Genomic DNA, 18922 nt, shown 5'->3' on the forward strand with positions numbered 1-18922 from the left:
CCCCCCCCGCGCCGGGCATCACGACCACCCCGTCCGCCGGCGGGGTTTTTTGTCGCCGCCCGTCGCGGTTTCGGCCTGTCGCGTTGGCGCGCTTGCCGTCATAATCGACGTATCGTTCCCGACGCCCCCGCCATGAGTCATTCCGCCGCCGAGTACGCCCGTTTTTTCCGCGCCGACGACATCGCGCCGCTGGAGTGCCTGGACGCGCGCTACGTCGAGCATGTGTTTGCACCGCATTTCCACGAGGAATACGTGGTCAACACCCTGATCCAGGGCTCCCAGCGCTATCACTACCACGGCAGCGCGCATCAGGCCGGGCGCGGTCAGCTGATCGTGATCAATCCGGGCGAGGTGCACACCGGCGAGGCGGGCGAGGAGAATGGTTGGGCCTATCGTGGTTTCTATCCGTCGGCGGCCTTCATGCGCCGGCTGGCGCAGGAAATCAGCGGCCGCGCCGATGCGGTGCCGTATTTCCGGGCCACCGTGCTGCACGACGCCGATCTGGCCGAGCGGCTCAATCAGCTGCATCTGCTGCTGAGTTCGAGCCAGGACCGGCTGCAGCGCGAGTCGGCGCTGTACGCGGTGTTCTCGACGGTGCTGCGGCGGCACATGAGCGTCGCCAGCCCGCCCTTGGCATCGCACCCGGTCGCGGTGGAGCGGGTACGGGCGCTGCTGGCCGACCGCCTGGCGGACAACCTGTCGCTGCAGCAGCTGGCGGACGCCGTCGAGCTGTCGCCCTATCATCTGAATCGTCTGTTCCGGCAGCACCTCGGCCTGCCGCCGGTGGCGTGGCGCAACCAGCTCAGGGTGGCGCGGGCGCGCACGTTGCTGGGGCGCGGCTGGCGACCGTCCGATGCCGCCGCCGAGTTGGGCTTCGCCGACCAGGCGCATCTGACGCGGGCTTTCCGCCATGCGCTGGGCGTGACCCCGGCGGCTTACCAGCGTGCCGTCGGCGCAAGATCGTTCAAGACCGGCAACGACGCCTGAGCCAGACTGGGCACGTCACCCACTTTTCTCGCGGCCCCCTCCGATGAAACCTTTCGCTCTGCTCCTGGCCGGCGCCCGCGACAGCCTGCCGATGCTGGTCGGCGCCGCGCCGTTCGGCGTCATCTTCGGCACGCTGGCGGTCGGTGCCGGGCTGTCGGCCGGCGCCACGCTGGCGATGTCGGCCTTCGTCTTCGCCGGCTCCTCGCAGTTCGTCGCGGTCAGCCTGATCGGCGCCGGCGCGGCGCTGCCGGTGATCTGGCTCACCACCTTCGTCGTCAACCTGCGCCACGCGCTGTACAGCGCCACGCTGCTGCCCTACGCGCGCGACTGGAGCGCCCGCTGGCGCTGGCCGCTGGCGTTCTGGCTCACCGACGAGACCTTTGCCGTGGTGGAACACCGCTTCCGTTCGCAGGGGGCGGCGGGCGGGCAGTGGTACCAGCTCGGCTCCTCGCTGGCGATGTACCTCAACTGGTTCCTGTGGAGCGTGGTGGGGGTGTGGCTCGGCAAGGCGGTGCCGGGTCTGGCCGGCTGGGGGCTGGACTTCGCCATGGTGGCGACCTTTACCGCCATCGTCGCGCCGCAGCTGAAAAAGCGCCCGGCGCTGGCGGCGGCAGCGGCGGCTGGCGCGGTGGCGCTGCTGGCGCGCGGCCTGCCCTACAAGCTCGACCTGATGCTGGCGGCGCTGGTCGGCGTGCTGGCCGGGGTGGCGTGTGAAAGGTTGGCCGAAAGGAGGGCGGCAGCATGACGATCTGGCTGACGATTGCCGGCATGGCGCTGCTGACGGTGCTGATCCGCGCCAGTTTCCTGGTGTTCGGCCAACGTTTGAGCTTTCCGGCCTGGCTCAACCGCGCGCTGCACTATGTGCCGGCGGCGGTGTTGACCGCACTGGTGGTGCCGATGGCGCTGGCGCCGCAGGGCACGCTCGACCTGTCGCCGGCCAATCCCTACCTGGTCGGCACGCTGGTGGCCGGCGCGGTGGCCTTACTGACGCGGCGCACGCTGCTCGCCATCGTGGTCAGCTTCGCGCTGTACGGCGCGCTGCGCTGGCTGGGCTGAGGGCTCGACGCTCGCCGCCGTACGCGGCCTCCCCGCTGGGGAGGCCGCTTTGCTTTGCCTCCCGCGCCGGGAGGGTCGCCTCATTCGATTCCGTGATGAGCAATGGAAAAATTCTAACTTGATGGAATATCACGGGCGCGGCTACCCTGTTCGATCGTCCCGCCTTGAACCGGCGGGGGCATGGCGAGGAGGCGAGCAAGGCGGGGTCGGCCGTGACCGGGATGCCGAGTTGGTCGGGGCGCGCGGGATGGACTGGTCCAAGCTCTCTACGGGGCAACGAGGAAGACGGGCATGAGCAAACTACTGACTTTTTTCACCGAGCGGGTGCACAGCCTGTATTTCAGCGGCTTCCCGATTCATCTCTCCGAACAGGGCGAGTTTTTCGGCACCTTCATCAAGCACCGCCTGGCAAGCCGCTTCCAGCCGCAGGAGGATGGCAGCGCCGTGGCCATGACGCAGTGCCTGAGCCCGGCCGGGCACACCATCGAGATCGAGCGCTTGCTGGGCCTGTGCCAGGCCAGCCAGTCGTCGCTGGTACTGGACCGTTTCGTGCGCGTTATCCACCTGCTCAATTACCTGCGGCTGGATTGTCCATGGCACACGCTGTACCTGCCGGTGTCGCTGACCCTGGTGGCCGGGGTGGAAGCCGAGCACGGCAAGGTGTTCCGCGACATCCTCAACCGTCTTGGGCTGGAACAGCGTTTCGGCATCCTGCTGCCGGAGGCGTTGCGCCAGCAGCCGGAGCGACTGGCGGCCATTGGCGGCAACTACCGTCGTCACGGCTTCGCCACGGCGCTGGCCGGCGTGGATGGTCAACTACTGCCGCTGGAGGGCTGAGGCGGCACCAGATTGCTGACAAATCCTCTCTTACGTAGCAAGGCTCCCTGGCAGGGCAAGGGCGGGTCGCGTGCGAATCCATCGCTGGGCCAATCTCTGCGTGCAAATCTTCGATTTGCTCAGCGATGGATTGGCACGCAGGGATGCGCTCAGCGGAGGATGGGGAATGAATGGTTAGGCTGCGGAATCAAATACCTGGGTGGAGAGGCCCGGCTTAGCCGGGTCCTGTAAAAACCTCCCAGCACACGTTGCCGGCAGCCTAGCGCCGCGTGTTGCCGATGCTCATCAGCATGCCGAGCCCCAGCATCAGCGTCAGGGTGGCGGTGCCGCCGTAGGAAACCAGCGGCAGCGGGACGCCGACCACCGGCAGGATGCCGGCCACCATGCCCATGTTGACGAAGGCGTAGACGAAGAACGACATGGTGATGGTGCCGCCCATCAGGCGGCCGTACAGGGTCTGGGCGCGCGCCGTGATCATCAGGCCGCGGCTGACGATCAGCAGGTAGAGCACCACCAGGATGACGTTGCCGATCAGACCGAACTCCTCCGAGTACACCGCGAAGATGAAGTCGGTGGTGCGCTCCGGGATGTAGTCGAGGTGGGTCTGGGTGCCGTTGAGCCAGCCCTTGCCGAACGGCCCGCCCGAGCCGATGGCGATCATCGACTGGATGATGTGGTAGCCGGCGCCGAGTGGGTCTTCCATCGGGTCGATCAGGGTCAGCACGCGCTTCTTCTGGTAGTCGTGCATCAGGTTCCACACCACCGGCAGGCTGGCGGCAAACGCCACCGCGCCGCCGATCAGCACCTTCCACGACAATCCGGCGAAGTACAGCACGAAGAAGCCGGCCGCCATGATCAGCGTGGCAGTGCCGAGGTCGGGCTGCTTGAGCACCAGTCCGCCGGGAATCACGATCAGCACCATGGCGGCTAGGTAATGCCACCAGCGCAGGCTCAGCTCGAAACGCTGGAAGAACCACGCCACCATCATCGGCAGCGCGATCTTCATGATCTCCGATGGCTGGATGCGGGTGATGCCGAGTTCCAGCCAGCGCGTCGAGCCGTTCACCGTCACCCCCTTGAAATGCACCGCCAGCAGCAGCAGCACCCCGAGCGCGTACAGCGGTGGTGCGAAGTTCATGATCGACTGCGGACGCATGCGCGCCGCGCCCCACATCACCACCAGGCCCAGCACGGTGTAGACCAGCTTGTTGTCGATCTTGTCGAAGCTCTGGTTCGAGGCCGAGTACAGCACCAGCATGCTGAGCACGAACACCAGGCCGAGGAACAGCATCAGCCAGCCGTCCAGCGGTTCGCGCACGAACTGCCAGATTCGTTTAAGGAGCGGGGTTTGCATCGTGGCCCTCCTGCTCTTCGGCGGCGCGCTCGGCTTGGGCCCGGGCAATCTCCGCCGCGCTGCGGGTTTCCGTCTTCACCGTCTGCAGCTGGCCGGACAGGTCGGCCGGCACCTTGCCGGTGAGGTAAAAATCGGTCAGGGCGCGCGCGATCGGGGCCGCCGCGGCAGCACCGAAACCGGCGTTCTCGACGATCACCGCCAACGCGATCTTGGGCGCCTCGACCGGGGCAAAGGCGACGAACCAGGAGTGGTCGCGGTAGCGTTCGGCCAGCGCGCCGGCGTTGTACTTGGCGCCCTGCTTGATCTGCACCACCTGCGCCGTGCCGGTCTTGCCGGCCATGGTGTAGGGCAGGTTGACGCCGATGCGCGCCGCGGTGCCGCCGGGCTGCAGCACGGCCTGCATGCCGCGCTTCACGTACTCGAAATGGGCCGGCTTGAACGCCAGGCGCCGCACCGGGTTGGTATTGATCGGGGTGGCCTTGGCGTGCCGATCGTCCACCACCTGCTGCACCAGGTGCGGCTTGAACATCGCGCCGTCGTTGGCCAGGGTGGCGACGCCGTTGGCCATCTGCAGCGGGGTGTAGGCGTTGAAGCCCTGGCCGATGCCGATGCTGACCACGTCGGCGGGATACCAGCGCCCCACCTCCGGGCGGTACTTGGCGAAGCGCTTGGCCTTCCATTCCTTGGAGGGCAGCACCCCGGCGGCCTCGCCGTCGAGGTCGATGCCGGTCTTGCTACCCAGTCCGAACTGCGCCACCACCGGATGGATGCGGTCGATTCCCATATCCCACGCCAGCTTGTAGAAGAAGGTGTCGCTCGATACCTGGATCGCCTTGGCCAGGTTGACCATGCCGTTGCCGGAGGGTTTGGAGTCGCGGAACTGGTGGCTGCTGCCGGGCAGGGTGAAGTAGCCCGGCGCCGGGCGGATGTCGTTGGGGCCGATGGCGCCGGTCTCCAGCGCCGCCATCGCCATGAACGGCTTGAAGGTGGAGCCGGGCGGGTACAGGCCGCGCAGCGCGCGGTTGACCAGCGGCTTCTCCCAGTCTTCGTTCAGCTCCTTCCAGGTCTGGCTGTCGATGCCGTCGATGAACAGCGAAGGGTCGAAGCCGGGCTTGGACAGGAAGGCCAGCACGCCGCCGTCGCGCGGGTCGATCGCCACCAGCGCGCCGCGGCGCTTGCCGAACAGCTTGTCGGCGAGCTCCTGCAGGCGGATGTCGAGCGCCAGGTGCAGGCTCTGGCCGTTGATCGGCGGGGTGCGGCGCAGGGTGCGGATGGCGCGCCCGCCGGCGTCGGTTTCCATTTCCTCGAAGCCGACGGTGCCGTGCAGCTGGGTCTCGTAGGTGTATTCCAACCCGGTCTTGCCGATATAGGTGGTGCCGCGGTAGTTGGTGGTCTGGTCATCCTCTTCCAGCCGCTCCACGTCCTTGGTGTTGATGCGGCCGATATAGCCCAGCACGTGGCTGGTCAGCTCCTTGAACGGATAGTCGCGGAACAGCCGCGCCTTGACCTCCACCCCGGGGAAGCGCCAGGCGTGCGCCGCCATGCGGGCGGCCTCCTCCTCGCTCAACTTGGCCTTGAGCGGGATCGCCTCGAAGTTGCGCGATTCCGCGCGCAGCTTCTTGAACAGCTTGAGGTCGCGCGGGGTAACGTTGACCAGCTTGGAGAGCTCGGCCACGGTGGCATCGAGGTCGGCCATCTTGCTCGGGGTGAGTTCCAGCGTATAGGCCGAGTAGTTCTGCGCCAGGATCACGCCATTGCGGTCGACGATGAGGCCGCGGTTGGGCAGGATCGGCACCAGCGAGATGCGGTTGTTCTGGGCCAGCGTCGAGAAATGTTCGTGCTGCATCACCTGCAGCCAGACGAAGCGGCTGACCAGGAGCAGGAACAGCAGCACCATGATGGCGTAGGCCACCACCAGGCGCAGCTGGAACTGGCCTTCTTCCGCCTGGGTGTTCTTGAAACGGGTGGGACGGGACATGCCGGGCGCTACCACTAGACCGAATGCTGCCGGTACGGCAGCAACAGCAGCTTGGTCAGCAGCGGCCACAGCAGCGCGCCGACCAGCGGCGGCAGGAAATAGCTCCAGCCGACGAAGGCGGCACCGGTGATCATGCGCGCCACCACCATGATGGCCTGGTTGGCCAGCATCAGCGCGAGCACGGCCAGCGCCTGCTGGCCGAGGTTGAACATCACCAGCTGCCGCTGCTGGCGCAAGGCCAGGTAGCTGGTGATCGAATAGGCCAGCGCATGTTGGCCGAACAACCCGGCGGTGGCGGCATCCGCCACCAGCCCCAGCAGGAAGGCGCTGCCGATATTGACGCGGCGCGGCTGGTTGATCACCCAGTACAGCAGCAGCAGCCCGATCAGGTCGGGTAGCCAGCGCGTGGAGCCCGCCGGCAGCGGGATCAGTTCGACCAGCACGGCGATGACGAAGGTCAGGAAGATGAAGCGGCGCTTGACCGGCTTCAGCAGTTCTTTGGGGCGCTCAAACGGCATGGTTACTCCGTGCGGCGGGGCGGGGCAGCGTCAGGTGGCGGGGGTGGCGCGGCCGGCACGTGCTGCTTCGGGTTCAGCACCAGCACGAAACGACTCTCCTGCACCCCGGCCACCACGCTGGTGGACAGCCGGGCGAAGGCGGCGCCGGTGTTGCGCTCGATCTTGCCGACGCGCGCCACCGGCAGCCCGGCCGGGTACAGGTCGTCGATGCCCGAGGTCACCAGCAAGTCCTTCTCCTGTACGTCGGCGTGGTTCGGCAGGTAACGCACTTCGACGCCACCGCCGTAGCCGTACAGGATGGCGCGCGCGCCGGTGCGCTCGATCATCACCGGCACCATGTGGTTCTTGTCGATGATCAGCGTCACCTCGGCGGTCAGCGGCTGCACCCGCGTCACCTGGCCGATCAGCCCTTGGCTGTCGATCACCGGCTGGCCCGGACTGATTTGGGCGTCCGCGCCCTTGTCGATGATCAGCTTGTAGGAAAACGGATCGCGCCCGGTATAGAGCACCTCGGCCAGCTGGCCGCCCTCGGCGCGCGACGACTTGAGTTCGTTGAGCTGGCGCAGTTCGCGGTATTCGCGTTCCACGGTGGCGAGCCGTGCGAGCTGCGCCGACATCTGCAGGCGCTGGCTCTTCAGCGCGTCGTTCTCGGCCTTCAGCTCCGCCTGCGCGGTGAAGAAGTCGATGACGTGGCGCGCGCCGGCAAACGGCACGTTGACCGCGCGCTGTACCGGGTACAGCGCCACCGAGAGCGCTTCGCGCACGTGCTCCATCAGGCCGTAGCGGCTGTCGCCGATCAACAGCGCGATCGACAGCAGCACGCACAACGCGAGACGCACCGCCGGGTGCGGGCCCTGGCGGATGAAGCTGGGATTGTTGGCAAAGTCCATCTGGCAGGACGTCCGGCCGGTTCAGGCCGGACGCGAATCCGGTTCAGGGTACGTTGGTGAAGATGGTGCCGATCTTGTCCATCTTTTCCAGCGCCTTGCCCGAGCCGCGCACCACGCAGGTCAGCGGCTCTTCGGCGACGATCACTGGCAGACCGGTTTCCTCGGCCAGCAGGCGGTCGATGTCCTTCAGCAGCGCGCCGCCGCCGGTCAGCACCATGCCCTTGTCGGCGATGTCGGCGCCCAGTTCCGGCGGTGTCTGCTCCAGCGCGATCTTCACCGCGGAGACGATCTGGTTCAACGGCTCGGTGAGCGCCTCGAGGATCTCGTTGGACGACACGGTGAAGGCGCGCGGGATGCCCTCGGCCAGGTTGCGGCCCTTGACTTCCATTTCCTTCACTTCGGCGCCCGGGAAGGCCGAGCCGATGGTCTTCTTGATTTCTTCGGCGGTGGTCTCGCCGATCAGCATGCCGTAGTTGCGGCGGATGTAATTGATGATGGCCTCGTCGAACTTGTCGCCGCCGACACGCACCGAGTTGGAGTACACCACGCCACCCAGCGAGATCACGCCCACTTCGGTGGTGCCGCCGCCGATGTCCACCACCATCGAGCCGGTCGGCTCTTCCACCGGCAGGCCGGCACCGATCGCGGCGGCCATCGGCTCCTCGATCAGCTCGACGCGGCGCGCGCCGGCGGCCAGCGCCGAGTCCTTGATGGCGCGGCGCTCGACCTGGGTCGAACCGCACGGCACGCAGATCACGATGCGCGGGCTGGCGGAGAAGAAGCGGCTCGGCGTCACCTTCTTGATGAACTGCTTGAGCATCTGCTCGGTCACGGTGAAGTCGGCGATTACGCCATCCTTCATCGGGCGGATCGCCTGGATCGAGCCCGGGGTGCGGCCCAACATGCGCTTGGCTTCCAGACCGACGGCCAGGATCGACTTCTTGTTGGTCGGGAAGTCGCTGTGAATCGCCACCACCGACGGTTCATCCAGCACGATGCCCTTGCTGCGCATGTAGATCAGGGTGTTGGCGGTGCCGAGGTCGATGGCGAGGTCGTTCGAGAAGTATCCGGTGAGGGAACGAAACATGGGGTGGTCCTGGTTCAGTGTTCGTGTTGTCGGGACGAGCCCGCAATGGCGCTAATGGTCGTGGTCTAGCGGCTTCCCCTGGTCGCCGGAAGGACGGCATGAACCGTCAAATGACCCCCGGCGGAACAGTGTGGCGAAGCGTCGAATCTTGGGTGAATCAAACAGTCTATGATACCCTATCAGCCTTGAATTATTAAAGGTTTTAACGAGGACACCATGTCGCTGACGCATCAGGATGTCGCGCGGATCGCCAAGCTGGCCCGCATCGCCGTAACCGACGAAGAAATCGTGGCGGTGGGCGCTCAACTCAACAATATTTTCGGCCTGATCGAGCAGATGCAGGCCGTCGATACCGATGGCATCGAACCGATGGCCCATCCGCAGGACGTGAGCCTGCGCCTGCGCGATGACGTGGTGACCGAATCGGACCGCCGCGCCGCCTTCCAGGCCATCGCCCCGCAGGTCGAGAACGGCCTGTTCCTCGTCCCCAAAGTCATCGAATAACCAGAGATTGATTCCGGCACGGTTGGTTCCCGGCGCGCGCGCGTTTCGGCCAACCTGCCGAGCTTATCGAGATTTTACGACACCATGATTAACGCCACCCTCAAGGCGCTGTCGCAGCAACTGGCGGCAAAAGCCGTGTCCAGCGAGGAACTCGCCGGGCTCTACCTCGACCGCATCGCGGCGCTCAACCCGACGCTCAACGCCTTCATCAGCGTCGACCGCGACAAGACCCTGGCCGAAGCGCGCGCCGCCGACGCCCTGCGCGCCGCCGGCCAGGCCGGCCCGCTCGCCGGTGTGCCGATCGCGCACAAGGACATTTTCTGCCAGCAGGGCTGGAAGACCAGCTGCGGCTCGAAGATGCTCGACAACTTCGTCTCGCCCTACGACGCCCACGTCATCGAGCAGTGCCGCGCCGCCGGCCTGGTGACGCTCGGCCGCACCAATATGGACGAGTTCGCCATGGGCTCGTCCAACGAGAACAGCTTCTACGGCCCGGTGAAGAATCCGTGGGACCTGGCGGCGATTCCCGGCGGCTCGTCCGGCGGCTCCGCCGCGGCAGTGGCGGCGCGCCTCGCCCCGATCGCCACCGGCACCGATACCGGCGGTTCGATCCGCCAGCCGGCCTCGCATTGCGGCGTGACTGGCATCAAGCCGACCTACGGCGTGGTGTCGCGCTACGGCATGGTGGCCTACGCCTCCTCGCTCGACCAGGGCGGCCCGCTGGCGCAGACCGCCGAGGACTGCGCGCTGCTGCTCAACGTCATGGCCGGTTTCGACCAGCGCGATTCGACCAGCCTCGAGCGCGCCAAGGAAGACTACAGCCGTGACCTGAATGCGCCGCTGAACGGCCTGAAGATCGGCCTGCCGCGCGAATACTTCGCCGAGGGCCTGTCCGCCGACGTCGCCAGCGTGGTCGATGGCGCCATCGCCGAACTGAAGAAACTGGGCGCCGAGGTGGTCGAGATCAGCCTGCCCAACACCCGGCTCTCCATTCCGGCCTACTACGTGATCGCCCCGGCCGAGGCCTCGACCAACCTCAGCCGCTACGACGGCGTGCGCTACGGCCACCGTGCCGCCGAGTACAAGGACCTGGTCGACATGTACGAGAAGACCCGTGCGGAGGGCTTCGGCGCCGAGGTCAAGCGCCGTATCATGGTCGGCACCTATGTGCTGTCGCACGGCTACTACGACGCCTACTACCTCAAGGCGCAGAAGATCCGCCGCCTGATCGCCAACGATTTCAAGGCCGCGTTCGAGCAATGCGACGTGATCCTTGGACCGGTGGCGCCGACCGCGGCGTTCAATATCGGCGAGAAGTCGGACGACCCGGTGCAGATGTACCTGTCGGACATCTACACGCTGTCGGTCAACCTGGCCGGCCTGCCCGGCATGAGCGTGCCGGCCGGTTTCGCCGCCAACGGCCGCCCGGTGGGGCTGCAGATCATCGGCAACTACTTCGGCGAAGCCAAGATGCTGAACGTGGCGCACCAGTTCCAGCAGGCCACCGACTGGCACCAGAAGGCGCCGGCCCTGTAAGCCTGCGGCTGCACAACCCGAATACGGCGTTGGGCGCGCCGGCCGTACCAGTACGTACTGTCTGCGCGCGCCCGCCTTGTCTTCGGGCCGTTCGCACGCAGGCTGGAAGTTTACGTTTTCGAAGGGCGGTGCTTTGCTCCGTTCTTTCATGTAGAAGGATTTTCCGACCATGAAATGGGAAGTCGTCATCGGCATTGAGGTGCACGTGCAGCTCAATACCGCATCGAAAATTTTCTCCGGCGCCTCCACCGCCTTCGGCGCCGCACCCAACACTCAGGCCTCGGCGGTCGAGCTGGCCTTCCCTGGCGTGCTGCCGGTGTTGAACCGCGCGGTAGTGGATAAGGCCATCCGCCTCGGTCTGGCGCTCGACGCCACGATCAACCAGAAGAGCGTGTTCGCGCGCAAGAACTACTTCTATCCCGACCTCCCCAAGGGCTACCAGATCAGCCAGATGGAGCTGCCAATCGTCGAGCACGGCAAGCTCAAGATCCTGGTCGGCGAAGAGGAGAAGGTGATCGGCGTCACGCGCGCCCACATGGAAGAGGATGCTGGCAAGAGCCTGCACGAAGACTTCCAGGGCCTGTCGGGCATCGACCTCAACCGCGCCGGCACGCCGCTCTTGGAAGTGGTGTCCGAGCCCGACATGCGCTCGGTGGATGAGGCGCTGGCCTACGTAAAGGCGCTGTACACGCTGGTGACCTGGTTGGGCATCTGTGACGGCAACATGCAGGAAGGCAGCTTCCGCATGGACGTCAACGTGTCGGTACGCCCGGAGGGCCAGAAGGAATTCGGCACCCGTCGCGAGATCAAGAACCTCAACTCGTTCCGCTTCCTCGAGCAGGCCGCCAAGTACGAGATCCAGTGGCAGATCGACACGCTGGAAGACGGCGGCAAGATCCAGCAGGCCACCGTGCTGTTCGACCCGGATAGCGGCGAGACGCGCATGATGCGCAGCAAGGAAGACGCGCACGACTACCGCTACTTCCCCGATCCGGACCTGCTGCCGGTGCGTATCGACAGCGCCCAGATCGAGGCCATCCGCGCCGAGATGCCGGAGCTGCCTGACGCGATGCAGGCCCGTTTCGTCGCCGAGTTCGGCGTATCCGGCTACGACGCCGGGCTTCTGACCGGCTCGCGCGCCTTGGCGACATATTTCGAGACCGTGGCCAAGGTTTCCGGCCAGGGCAAACTCGCCGCCAACTGGGTCAACGGCGAGATCGCCGCGCGCTTGAACCGCGACGGCAAGGAGATCGGCGACTGCCCGATCGCCGCCGAACGGTTGTCCGGGCTGATTGCGCGCATCGCTGACGGCACGCTGTCGTCCAAGCTCGCCAAGCAGGTGTTCGAGGCGATGTGGGACAGCGAACTGTCCGCCGATGCCATCATCGAGCGCGATGGCCTGAAGCAGGTGTCCGACGTCGGCGCCATCGAGAAGATGGTCGACGAGGCTATCGCCGCCAACCCCAAGGCGGTGGAAGAGTTCCGCGCCGGCAAGGAAAAGGCGCTCAACGCGCTGGCCGGCCAGGTGATGAAGGCCTCCAAGGGCAAGGCCAACCCGGCCCAGGTACAGGAAATCCTCAAGCATAAGCTGGCCTGACGGCCGGTGCGGCAGAGGCCGGGCCCCGACCCGGCGACAGGCGGCATGCCACGGCATGTCGCCTGTATTTTTTTGGCCGTTCTGCGCTGTTGTATTCCCCCTTTTCACAGCCTACTTTCAACGCTTTTTTTAAGCTGCTGATTTAATAGGATTAATCTCGGCATGGTCTTTCTAAGCCCTTGTCTTAAAAGGAGGTTGTGTTCCGGCTCAGGTTGACCCTATGACGCTTCTTTCTTATAGTGGCGAAAAGTGGGGTGAAGTGGGTAAAAGTGGGGTGTGATCTCCAAACCAGAGGCTTAATGTCCGAATCATGATTGGTGGCGTCAACGTCGTGTCTCTCGATAGCAAGGGGCGTCTGGCCATTCCGGCCCGGCACCGCGAGACGCTGCTGTCCACGTTCGGCTCCAAGCTGGTGGTGACGCTGGAGGCGCGCGATCACCTGCTGCTCTACCCCGAGCCCAATTGGCGCCCGGTCGAGGCCCGGCTCCTGGCGCTGCCCTCCGGCAATCCCATGCTCAAACGCTACCAGAAGCTGGTGCTGGGCCATGCCGAACTGCTCGACATGGACAGTGCCGGCCGCATTCTGCTGTCGCCGCGCCTGCGTGGTCTGGTCAACCTCGACAAGGACGTCGCGCTGGTGGGCATGGGCAACCGTTTCGAACTGTGGGATGCCGCCGACTGGGATGCCCAGACCAGCGACGCCCTGGACATCGACCCCGCCGAACTGTCTCAGCATCTCGGAGATTTCACGTTGTGAGTGCCCCCGTTTTTTCGCACCTTACGGTGCTGCTTAGCGAAGCTGTAGCCGCGCTCGCCGTTCGTCCGGACGGCGTGTACGTCGACTGCACCTTCGGCCGCGGTGGGCACAGCCGCCTCATCCTGTCGCAACTGGGCCCGGCCGGCAGGCTGGTCGCCTTCGACAAGGATCCCGAGGCGATTGCCGCCGGTGAGCGTCTGGCCGCGGAAGACCCGCGTTTCACGCTGGTGCACGAAGGTTTCGAAACACTCGCGCGCGAGCTCGACCGGCTCGGCATCGCCCGTGTCGACGGCGTGCTGATGGATCTGGGCGTGTCGTCGCCGCAGATCGACGACGCCCGGCGCGGCTTCAGCTTCCGTTTCGACGCGCCGCTCGACATGCGCATGGATACCAGCCGCGGCCTGACCGCGGCGGAATGGCTGGCCACGGCCGCCGAAGAAGACATCAGGGAGGTCATCAAGACTTATGGTGAAGAGCGGTTTGCTCGCAAGATCGCAGCAGCCATTGTTGCGCAACGGGAGCTCGCTCCCCTCGAAACCACGCGTCAGCTCGCCCAGCTCGTTGGGCAGAACGTCCGTACTCGCGAACCGGGTCAAGACCCCGCGACGCGCACGTTCCAGGCCATCCGCATCTACATCAACCGTGAACTGGAAGAGCTGAAAGCCGTGCTGCCGCAAGCGGCGCAAAGGTTGGCCGAAGGCGGCCGCCTGGCCGTGATCAGCTTCCATTCGCTGGAAGACCGCATCGTCAAGAACTTCATGCGCGATGCCAGCAGCGACGCCAAGCTGCCCTCCTGGGTCATGGTGCGCAGCGCCGACCTGCCCGAGCCGCCGCTACGCACCGTCGGCAAGCCGGTGCGCGCCAGTGACGACGAGGTGAAGGGCAACCCGCGTTCGCGCAGTGCCATCATGCGCATCGCCGAGCGCACCGCCGGTGCCTGGCGCGAGGAGGCGGTGTGAACAAGCTCAATGCCATTTTGCTGGCCATCTTGGTGCTGTGCGCGTGGTCCGTGGTGACCTCGCAGCACGTGTCGCGCCAGCTCTACAGCAATCTGGAACGCGAGCAGAAGTCGGCCCAGCAGCTGCAGGTCGAGTACGGCCAGCTGCTGTTGGAGCAGAGCACCTGGGGCGCGCATGCGCTGATTGAAAAGACCGCCGCCTTGCGGCTCGGCATGAAGACGCCCGAGCAACGCCAGGTCCAGGTAGTCGCCCCCTCGGGAGGGACCTGATGCGCGTCTACTCAATGAATACGCGTTCCCCCAAAGCCAGCCCCGCCCTGCGTATGACGCCAGGGCGTGTGCGTTTGGTGCTGCTGGCTCTGGCGCTGCTGTTCCTGGCCCTGATCGGGCGCGCCCTCTACCTGCAGGTGGCGCAGCAGGATTTCCTGCAGAACCAGGGCGAGGCCCGGTTCCGCCGCGCCCTGGTGCTGGAGGCCAACCGTGGCGTGATCACCGATCGCAACGGCGAGCCGCTGGCGATCAGCTCGCCGGTGCAGACCATCTGGGCCAGTCCCGCCAGCATGGAGCCGGTGCCGCCGGCCAAGCTGCGCGAGCTGGCGCGGCTGCTGGAGCTCGGCCCGGCCGAACTGGATGCCAAGCTGTCCGATCGCAAGCGCGAATTCGTCTACCTCAAGCGCCAGATCAGTCCGGAGCTGGCCGACAAGGTGATGGCGCTGGGCATTCCCGGCATCGCCAAACAGCAGGAATTCCGCCGTTTCTACCCGGCCGGCGAAAGCATGGCGCAGCTGATCGGCTTCACCGGCGTCGATGGCCGCGGCCAGGAAGGCCTGGAACTGGCGCGCGAGAAGATGCTGGCCGGCAAGAATGGCCGGCGCGTGGTGCTGAAGGACCGGCGCGGCCACATCATCGAAGACGTGGCGGCCATCGAATACCCGAAAGACGGCCAGACGCTGAATCTCGCGATCGACCAGCGCATTCAGTATCTGGCCTACCGCGAACTGGCGGCGGCCGTGGAGGTCAATAAGGCCAAGGCTGGCAGCATCGTGGTATTGGATGGCAAGAGCGGCGAGCTGCTGGCGCTGGCCAACGTACCGTCGTTCAACCCCAACAGCCGCAAGGAGCTGGACCCGGAACGCCGCCGCAACCGCGCCGTGATCGACATGTTCGAACCGGGTTCGACCATGAAGCCGTTCCCGATCGCGATGGCGCTCAACGCCGGCAAGGTCAATCCGAACATGGTGTTCGACACCAACCCGTACTCGATCGGCCCGGCGCGGGTACGCGACTCGCACCCGAAGCCGTCGATGACGCTGACCGAGGTGATCCAGAAGTCGTCCAACGTCGGTGCCTCCAAGGTGGCGCTGCTGTTCTCGCCGGAGCAGATGTGGACGTTCTACGACGAGGTCGGTTTCGGCCGCAGCGTGCACGCCGGTTTCCCGGGTGAAATCGCCGGCCGCCTGCGCCACTGGCAGAGCTGGCGCCCGATCGAGCAGGCCACCATGTCGTTCGGCTACGGTGTGTCGGTGAGCCTGCTGCAGCTGGCGCGTGCCTACACCATCTTCACCAACAACGGCTCCTTGCTGCCGGTGTCGCTGACCCGGCTGAGCTCGCCGTTGCCGGCCAAGCCGATCATTTCCCCGGACGCGGCGCGCAAGATGCGCGAAATGCTGATGACGGTGACCCAGGCCGGGGGCACCGGGACGCGGGCCCAGGTGCTGGGCTACAACGTCGGCGGCAAGAGCGGTACCGCGCGCAAGCTGGTCAACGGCGGCTACCAGGCCGACAAGCACCGCGGCCTGTTCATCGGCTTCGCGCCGGCGACCAATCCGCGCCTGATCGTGGCGGTGATGATCGACGAACCCGGCGCCGGCAGTTACTACGGCGGCTCGGTGGCCGGTCCGGCCTTCTCCAACACCATGGCCGGGGCGTTGCGCATCATGGGGGTCGAGCCCGACGCTCCCTCCAACAATTCATTGCTTCCGGTCAATCAGGTACCGGAGATACGAGAAGATACATGAAGAGTCTGTTGACCCCGCTGCCGGACTGGGATCCGGCCGAGCTCGATACCCTGGGGCTGCCGCTCAAGCGCGTCGAGACGGACAGCCGCCGCGTGCTGCCGGGCGACGTGTTCCTGGCGTGCCGCGGCGAGTACGCCGACGGCCGCCAGTTCATTCCGATGGCGCTCGCCAACGGTGCCGCCTGCGTGCTGTGGGACCCGGCCGACGGCTTTAACTGGAACCCGGCCTGGAACGTACCCAACCTGGCGGTGCCGCAGCTGCGCGCGCGCGCCGGCATCGTCGCCAGCCACGCCTACGGCGAGCCGAGCCGCGCCATGACGGTGATCGGCATCACCGGCACCAACGGCAAGACCTCGATCTCGCACTGGCTGGCGCAGGCGTTCTCGCTGCTGGCGCACAAGGCGGCGCTGATCGGCACCGTCGGCAACGGCTTTTACGGCGCCCTGACCGAGACCACCCATACCACGCCGGACCCGGTGACGGTGCAGCAGAAGCTGGCCGAGTACAAGCGCCAAGGCGCCGACGTGGTGACCATGGAAGTGTCCTCGCACGGTCTCGACCAGTTCCGCGTCAACGGCGTCAGCTTCGCCACCGCGGTGTTCACCAACCTGACGCGCGACCACCTCGACTATCACGGCTCGATGGAAGAGTACGGCGCCTCCAAGGCGCGGCTGTTCCATTGGGAGGGGCTGCGCCACGCCATCATCAACGCCGATGACGCCTTCGGCCGCGAGCTGGCCGCCGGTATCGATCGCCAGCGCACCCTGACGGTGACCTACGGGCTGGAGCAGGGCGACGTGCGCGCGCAGAACCTGTCCGCCACCCTCGACGGCCTGCAGATGACGGTGACCACGCCGTGGGGCGAGGTCGAGCTGCGCAGTCCGCTCCTGGGCCGTTTCAACGCCGCCAACCTGCTCGCCTGCCTCGCCACGCTGTGCGTCAACGGCGTGTCGCTGAAGGACGCGGCGGCGGTGCTGTCGCGCATCCAGCCGGCGCGCGGGCGCATGCAGCGCCTGGGCGGCGGTCACGAGCCGCTGGTGGTGATCGACTATGCCCACACCCCGGACGCGCTGGAGAAGGCGCTGGCCACGTTGGCCGAGATCCGCCCCGTCGGCAACCGGCTCTACTGCGTGTTCGGCTGCGGTGGCGACCGCGACAAGGGCAAGCGCCCGATGATGGGAGCCATCGCCACCCGCATCGCCGACGTCGCGGTGGTGACCAGCGACAACCCGCGCAGCGAAGAGCCGCAAGCCATCATCGCCGACATCCGCGCCGGCATGGGTGAGACCGGCCACGTCGAGGCCGACCGTGCCGCCGCCATCCGCTGGGCGATCGCTGCCGCGCGCGCCGGCGACATCGTGCTGGTGGCCGGCAAGGGGCACGAGGAATACCAGGACATCCGCGGCGTGAAGCAGCCGTTCTCCGATTTCCGCATCGCCGAAGAGGCGCTCACGGCCTGGAGCGAGGTGCACGATGCTGATGCTGTCTGACGTGGTGCAACTGGCCGGCGGCCGCCTGGCCGGTGCCGATGCCGAGGTGACCCGAGTGGTCACGGACAGCCGTGCCGCCGGGCCGGGCGATCTGTTCGTGGCGCTCAAGGGCGAGCATTTCGATGCGCACGATTTCGTCGCCGACGTGCTGGCGCAGGGCGCGGCAGGGGCCTTGGTGCGCCAGGATTTCGCGCTGCCCGGTGCGGCGCTGGTCCAGGTGGACGACACCCGGCTGGCGCTGGGCCGGCTCGCCGCCGGCTGGCGCGCCCGTTTCGAGCTGCCGCTGGTCGGCATCACCGGTTCCAACGGCAAGACCACGGTCAAGGAGATGCTGACGGCGATCCTCGCTGCCCATGCCGGGCGCGATACGGTGCTCGCCACCGCCGGCAACTTCAACAACGACATCGGCCTGCCGCTGACGCTGCTCGGCCTGAATGCCGGCCATCGCTACGCGGTGATCGAGATGGGCATGAACCATTTCGGCGAAATCCGCTATCTGACCGGGCTGGCCCGGCCGCGCGTGGCGCTGGTCAACAACGCGCTGCGTGCCCACCTGGGCGGGGGCTTTTCCGGTACGGCCGACATCGCCCGTGCCAAGAGCGAGATCTTCGAAGGGTTGGCCGAAGACGGCGTGGCGGTGATCAATGCCGACGATCCCCACGCCACCATCTTCCGCGCCGCCGCTGCCGGCCATCGCCTGCTCAGTTTCGGTTTGGGCGAGGCCGATGTGAACGCTCGCGACGTGACGCTGTCCGATACCGCTGCCCATTTCGTCCTGTGCTCGCCGCAGGGGGACGTGGCCGTCGCGCTGCCGGCGCCGGGGGAACACAACGTGCGCAACGCGCTCGCCGCCGCCGCCGCCGCACTGGCGCTGGAGGTGCCGCTGGCGGCCATCGCCGCCGGTCTGGCCGGCTTCGCCGGGGTCAAGGGCCGGCTGCAGCGCAAACGCGCCGGCAACGGCGCGACGCTGATCGACGACACCTACAACGCCAATCCGGACTCGATGAAGGCCGGCATCGACGTGCTGCTGCAGGCGCTGGCGCCGCGCTGGTTCGTGATGGGCGACATCGGCGAACTGGGCGAGAACGCCGCCGCACTGCACGCCGAGGTCGGCGCCTACGCCCGGGAACGCGGGCTCGACGTCCTGCTCACGCTGGGCGACTTGAGCCGTCACGCCACCGCCGCCTTCGGCACCGCGGCAAACCATTTTGATACGCTGGATGCGCTGCTCTCCTATCTCGACAGCCATCTGCCGGCAGATGCCACCGTGCTCGTAAAGGGGTCGCGCTTCATGCGCATGGAGCGGGTGGTCGAGCATCTGACCGGACAACGACAAGAACATTAAGGGAGTGTAG

General features: G+C 66.5%; 18 protein-coding genes. 13 read left to right on the forward strand and 5 right to left on the reverse strand.

Annotated features, from left to right (window positions below; translation table 11 throughout):
* The first annotated feature begins 132 nt into the window (after positions 1-132).
* The 4 genes from AC3WG5_RS08445 (at position 133) to AC3WG5_RS08460 (ending at position 2880) form a co-directional block, all read left to right on the forward strand.
* The gene (locus AC3WG5_RS08445) at positions 133-987 is read left to right on the forward strand and encodes an AraC family transcriptional regulator (RefSeq protein ID WP_294865743.1); all 855 of its coding nucleotides are present in this window, start codon (positions 133-135) and stop codon (positions 985-987) included.
* Positions 988-1030: 43 nt separating this feature from the next.
* Complete coding sequence (locus AC3WG5_RS08450) at positions 1031-1732, forward strand: AzlC family ABC transporter permease (RefSeq protein ID WP_008954683.1); 702 nt, start codon at positions 1031-1033, stop codon at positions 1730-1732.
* A complete protein-coding gene (locus tag AC3WG5_RS08455; protein ID WP_008954684.1) occupies positions 1729-2043 on the forward strand; it encodes an AzlD domain-containing protein in 315 nt (104 codons plus the stop codon). Before AC3WG5_RS08450 ends, AC3WG5_RS08455 begins: the two co-directional genes overlap by 4 nt.
* Before the next feature lie 291 nt (positions 2044-2334).
* Positions 2335-2880 carry a hypothetical protein gene (locus AC3WG5_RS08460; protein ID WP_492568392.1) on the forward strand — a complete coding sequence of 182 codons (546 nt, stop codon included), beginning with the start codon at positions 2335-2337 and terminating at the stop codon, positions 2878-2880.
* 259 nt (positions 2881-3139) lie between these two features.
* Here the strand turns inward: AC3WG5_RS08460 and rodA are convergent, their stop codons facing one another.
* From rodA to AC3WG5_RS08485, 5 genes are read right to left on the reverse strand one after another with little or no spacing between them, the layout of a single operon-like run.
* A complete protein-coding gene (gene rodA, locus AC3WG5_RS08465; RefSeq protein ID WP_014085606.1) occupies positions 3140-4234 on the reverse strand; it encodes a rod shape-determining protein RodA in 1095 nt (364 codons plus the stop codon).
* Entirely contained in the window at positions 4215-6212 is a 1998-nt protein-coding gene (gene mrdA, locus AC3WG5_RS08470) for a penicillin-binding protein 2 (RefSeq protein ID WP_008954687.1), read from the reverse strand. Before mrdA ends, rodA begins: the two co-directional genes overlap by 20 nt.
* Before the next feature lie 14 nt (positions 6213-6226).
* The gene (gene mreD / locus AC3WG5_RS08475) at positions 6227-6730 is read right to left on the reverse strand and encodes a rod shape-determining protein MreD (protein WP_008954688.1); all 504 of its coding nucleotides are present in this window, start codon (positions 6728-6730) and stop codon (positions 6227-6229) included.
* 2 nt (positions 6731-6732) lie between these two features.
* Complete coding sequence (mreC, locus tag AC3WG5_RS08480; RefSeq protein ID WP_008954689.1) at positions 6733-7620, reverse strand: rod shape-determining protein MreC; 888 nt, start codon at positions 7618-7620, stop codon at positions 6733-6735.
* Positions 7621-7663: 43 nt separating this feature from the next.
* Complete coding sequence (locus tag AC3WG5_RS08485) at positions 7664-8707, reverse strand: rod shape-determining protein (protein WP_008954690.1); 1044 nt, start codon at positions 8705-8707, stop codon at positions 7664-7666.
* A 216-nt stretch (positions 8708-8923) separates the two neighbouring features.
* Here AC3WG5_RS08485 and gatC point away from each other — a divergent pair, with 216 nt between their 5' ends.
* The 9 genes from gatC (at position 8924) to AC3WG5_RS08530 (ending at position 18912) form a co-directional block, all read left to right on the forward strand.
* Complete coding sequence (gene gatC / locus AC3WG5_RS08490; RefSeq protein WP_008954691.1) at positions 8924-9211, forward strand: Asp-tRNA(Asn)/Glu-tRNA(Gln) amidotransferase subunit GatC; 288 nt, start codon at positions 8924-8926, stop codon at positions 9209-9211.
* A gap of 84 nt (positions 9212-9295) precedes the next feature.
* Positions 9296-10747, forward strand: a complete 1452-nt coding sequence (gene gatA / locus AC3WG5_RS08495; RefSeq protein WP_492568393.1) for an Asp-tRNA(Asn)/Glu-tRNA(Gln) amidotransferase subunit GatA — start codon at positions 9296-9298, stop codon at positions 10745-10747.
* 169 nt (positions 10748-10916) lie between these two features.
* On the forward strand, positions 10917-12344 hold the full coding sequence (gatB, locus tag AC3WG5_RS08500) for an Asp-tRNA(Asn)/Glu-tRNA(Gln) amidotransferase subunit GatB (protein ID WP_492568394.1): 1428 nt from the start codon (positions 10917-10919) through the stop codon (positions 12342-12344).
* Between the two features lie 310 nt (positions 12345-12654).
* Positions 12655-13101 carry a division/cell wall cluster transcriptional repressor MraZ gene (mraZ, locus tag AC3WG5_RS08505; RefSeq protein ID WP_482583508.1) on the forward strand — a complete coding sequence of 149 codons (447 nt, stop codon included), beginning with the start codon at positions 12655-12657 and terminating at the stop codon, positions 13099-13101.
* Positions 13098-14060: a 16S rRNA (cytosine(1402)-N(4))-methyltransferase RsmH gene (rsmH, locus tag AC3WG5_RS08510; protein WP_014085613.1), complete on the forward strand. Its 963-nt coding sequence runs from the start codon at positions 13098-13100 to the stop codon at positions 14058-14060. The genes mraZ and rsmH overlap by 4 nt, the downstream gene beginning before the upstream one ends.
* The gene (gene ftsL, locus AC3WG5_RS08515; RefSeq protein ID WP_085274555.1) at positions 14057-14329 is read left to right on the forward strand and encodes a cell division protein FtsL; all 273 of its coding nucleotides are present in this window, start codon (positions 14057-14059) and stop codon (positions 14327-14329) included. The genes rsmH and ftsL overlap by 4 nt, the downstream gene beginning before the upstream one ends.
* A complete protein-coding gene (locus tag AC3WG5_RS08520) occupies positions 14329-16077 on the forward strand; it encodes a peptidoglycan D,D-transpeptidase FtsI family protein (protein WP_014085615.1) in 1749 nt (582 codons plus the stop codon). Before ftsL ends, AC3WG5_RS08520 begins: the two co-directional genes overlap by 1 nt.
* Entirely contained in the window at positions 16074-17567 is a 1494-nt protein-coding gene (locus AC3WG5_RS08525; protein WP_492568395.1) for a UDP-N-acetylmuramoyl-L-alanyl-D-glutamate--2,6-diaminopimelate ligase, read from the forward strand. The genes AC3WG5_RS08520 and AC3WG5_RS08525 overlap by 4 nt, the downstream gene beginning before the upstream one ends.
* The gene (locus AC3WG5_RS08530; RefSeq protein WP_492568396.1) at positions 17551-18912 is read left to right on the forward strand and encodes a UDP-N-acetylmuramoyl-tripeptide--D-alanyl-D-alanine ligase; all 1362 of its coding nucleotides are present in this window, start codon (positions 17551-17553) and stop codon (positions 18910-18912) included. The genes AC3WG5_RS08525 and AC3WG5_RS08530 overlap by 17 nt, the downstream gene beginning before the upstream one ends.
* The last annotated feature ends 10 nt before the right edge of the window (positions 18913-18922 follow it).

Source organism: Pseudogulbenkiania sp. FW507-F1 (genome assembly GCF_058781125.1).

What these genes read in the sequence shown, in the direction of transcription:
- AC3WG5_RS08445 (WP_294865743.1), top strand. Translation starts at nt 133, where the DNA reads ATGAGTCATTCCGCCGCCGAGTACGCCCGTTTTTTCCGCGCCGACGAC.
- AC3WG5_RS08450 (WP_008954683.1), top strand. Translation starts at nt 1,031, where the DNA reads ATGAAACCTTTCGCTCTGCTCCTGGCCGGCGCCCGCGACAGCCTGCCG.
- AC3WG5_RS08455 (WP_008954684.1), top strand. Translation starts at nt 1,729, where the DNA reads ATGACGATCTGGCTGACGATTGCCGGCATGGCGCTGCTGACGGTGCTG.
- AC3WG5_RS08460 (WP_492568392.1), top strand. Translation starts at nt 2,335, where the DNA reads ATGAGCAAACTACTGACTTTTTTCACCGAGCGGGTGCACAGCCTGTAT.
- rodA (WP_014085606.1), bottom strand. Translation starts at nt 4,234, where the DNA reads ATGCAAACCCCGCTCCTTAAACGAATCTGGCAGTTCGTGCGCGAACCG.
- mrdA (WP_008954687.1), bottom strand. Translation starts at nt 6,212, where the DNA reads ATGTCCCGTCCCACCCGTTTCAAGAACACCCAGGCGGAAGAAGGCCAG.
- mreD (WP_008954688.1), bottom strand. Translation starts at nt 6,730, where the DNA reads ATGCCGTTTGAGCGCCCCAAAGAACTGCTGAAGCCGGTCAAGCGCCGC.
- mreC (WP_008954689.1), bottom strand. Translation starts at nt 7,620, where the DNA reads ATGGACTTTGCCAACAATCCCAGCTTCATCCGCCAGGGCCCGCACCCG.
- AC3WG5_RS08485 (WP_008954690.1), bottom strand. Translation starts at nt 8,707, where the DNA reads ATGTTTCGTTCCCTCACCGGATACTTCTCGAACGACCTCGCCATCGAC.
- gatC (WP_008954691.1), top strand. Translation starts at nt 8,924, where the DNA reads ATGTCGCTGACGCATCAGGATGTCGCGCGGATCGCCAAGCTGGCCCGC.
- gatA (WP_492568393.1), top strand. Translation starts at nt 9,296, where the DNA reads ATGATTAACGCCACCCTCAAGGCGCTGTCGCAGCAACTGGCGGCAAAA.
- gatB (WP_492568394.1), top strand. Translation starts at nt 10,917, where the DNA reads ATGAAATGGGAAGTCGTCATCGGCATTGAGGTGCACGTGCAGCTCAAT.
- mraZ (WP_482583508.1), top strand. Translation starts at nt 12,655, where the DNA reads ATGATTGGTGGCGTCAACGTCGTGTCTCTCGATAGCAAGGGGCGTCTG.
- AC3WG5_RS08520 (WP_014085615.1), top strand. Translation starts at nt 14,329, where the DNA reads ATGCGCGTCTACTCAATGAATACGCGTTCCCCCAAAGCCAGCCCCGCC.
- AC3WG5_RS08525 (WP_492568395.1), top strand. Translation starts at nt 16,074, where the DNA reads ATGAAGAGTCTGTTGACCCCGCTGCCGGACTGGGATCCGGCCGAGCTC.
- AC3WG5_RS08530 (WP_492568396.1), top strand. Translation starts at nt 17,551, where the DNA reads ATGCTGATGCTGTCTGACGTGGTGCAACTGGCCGGCGGCCGCCTGGCC.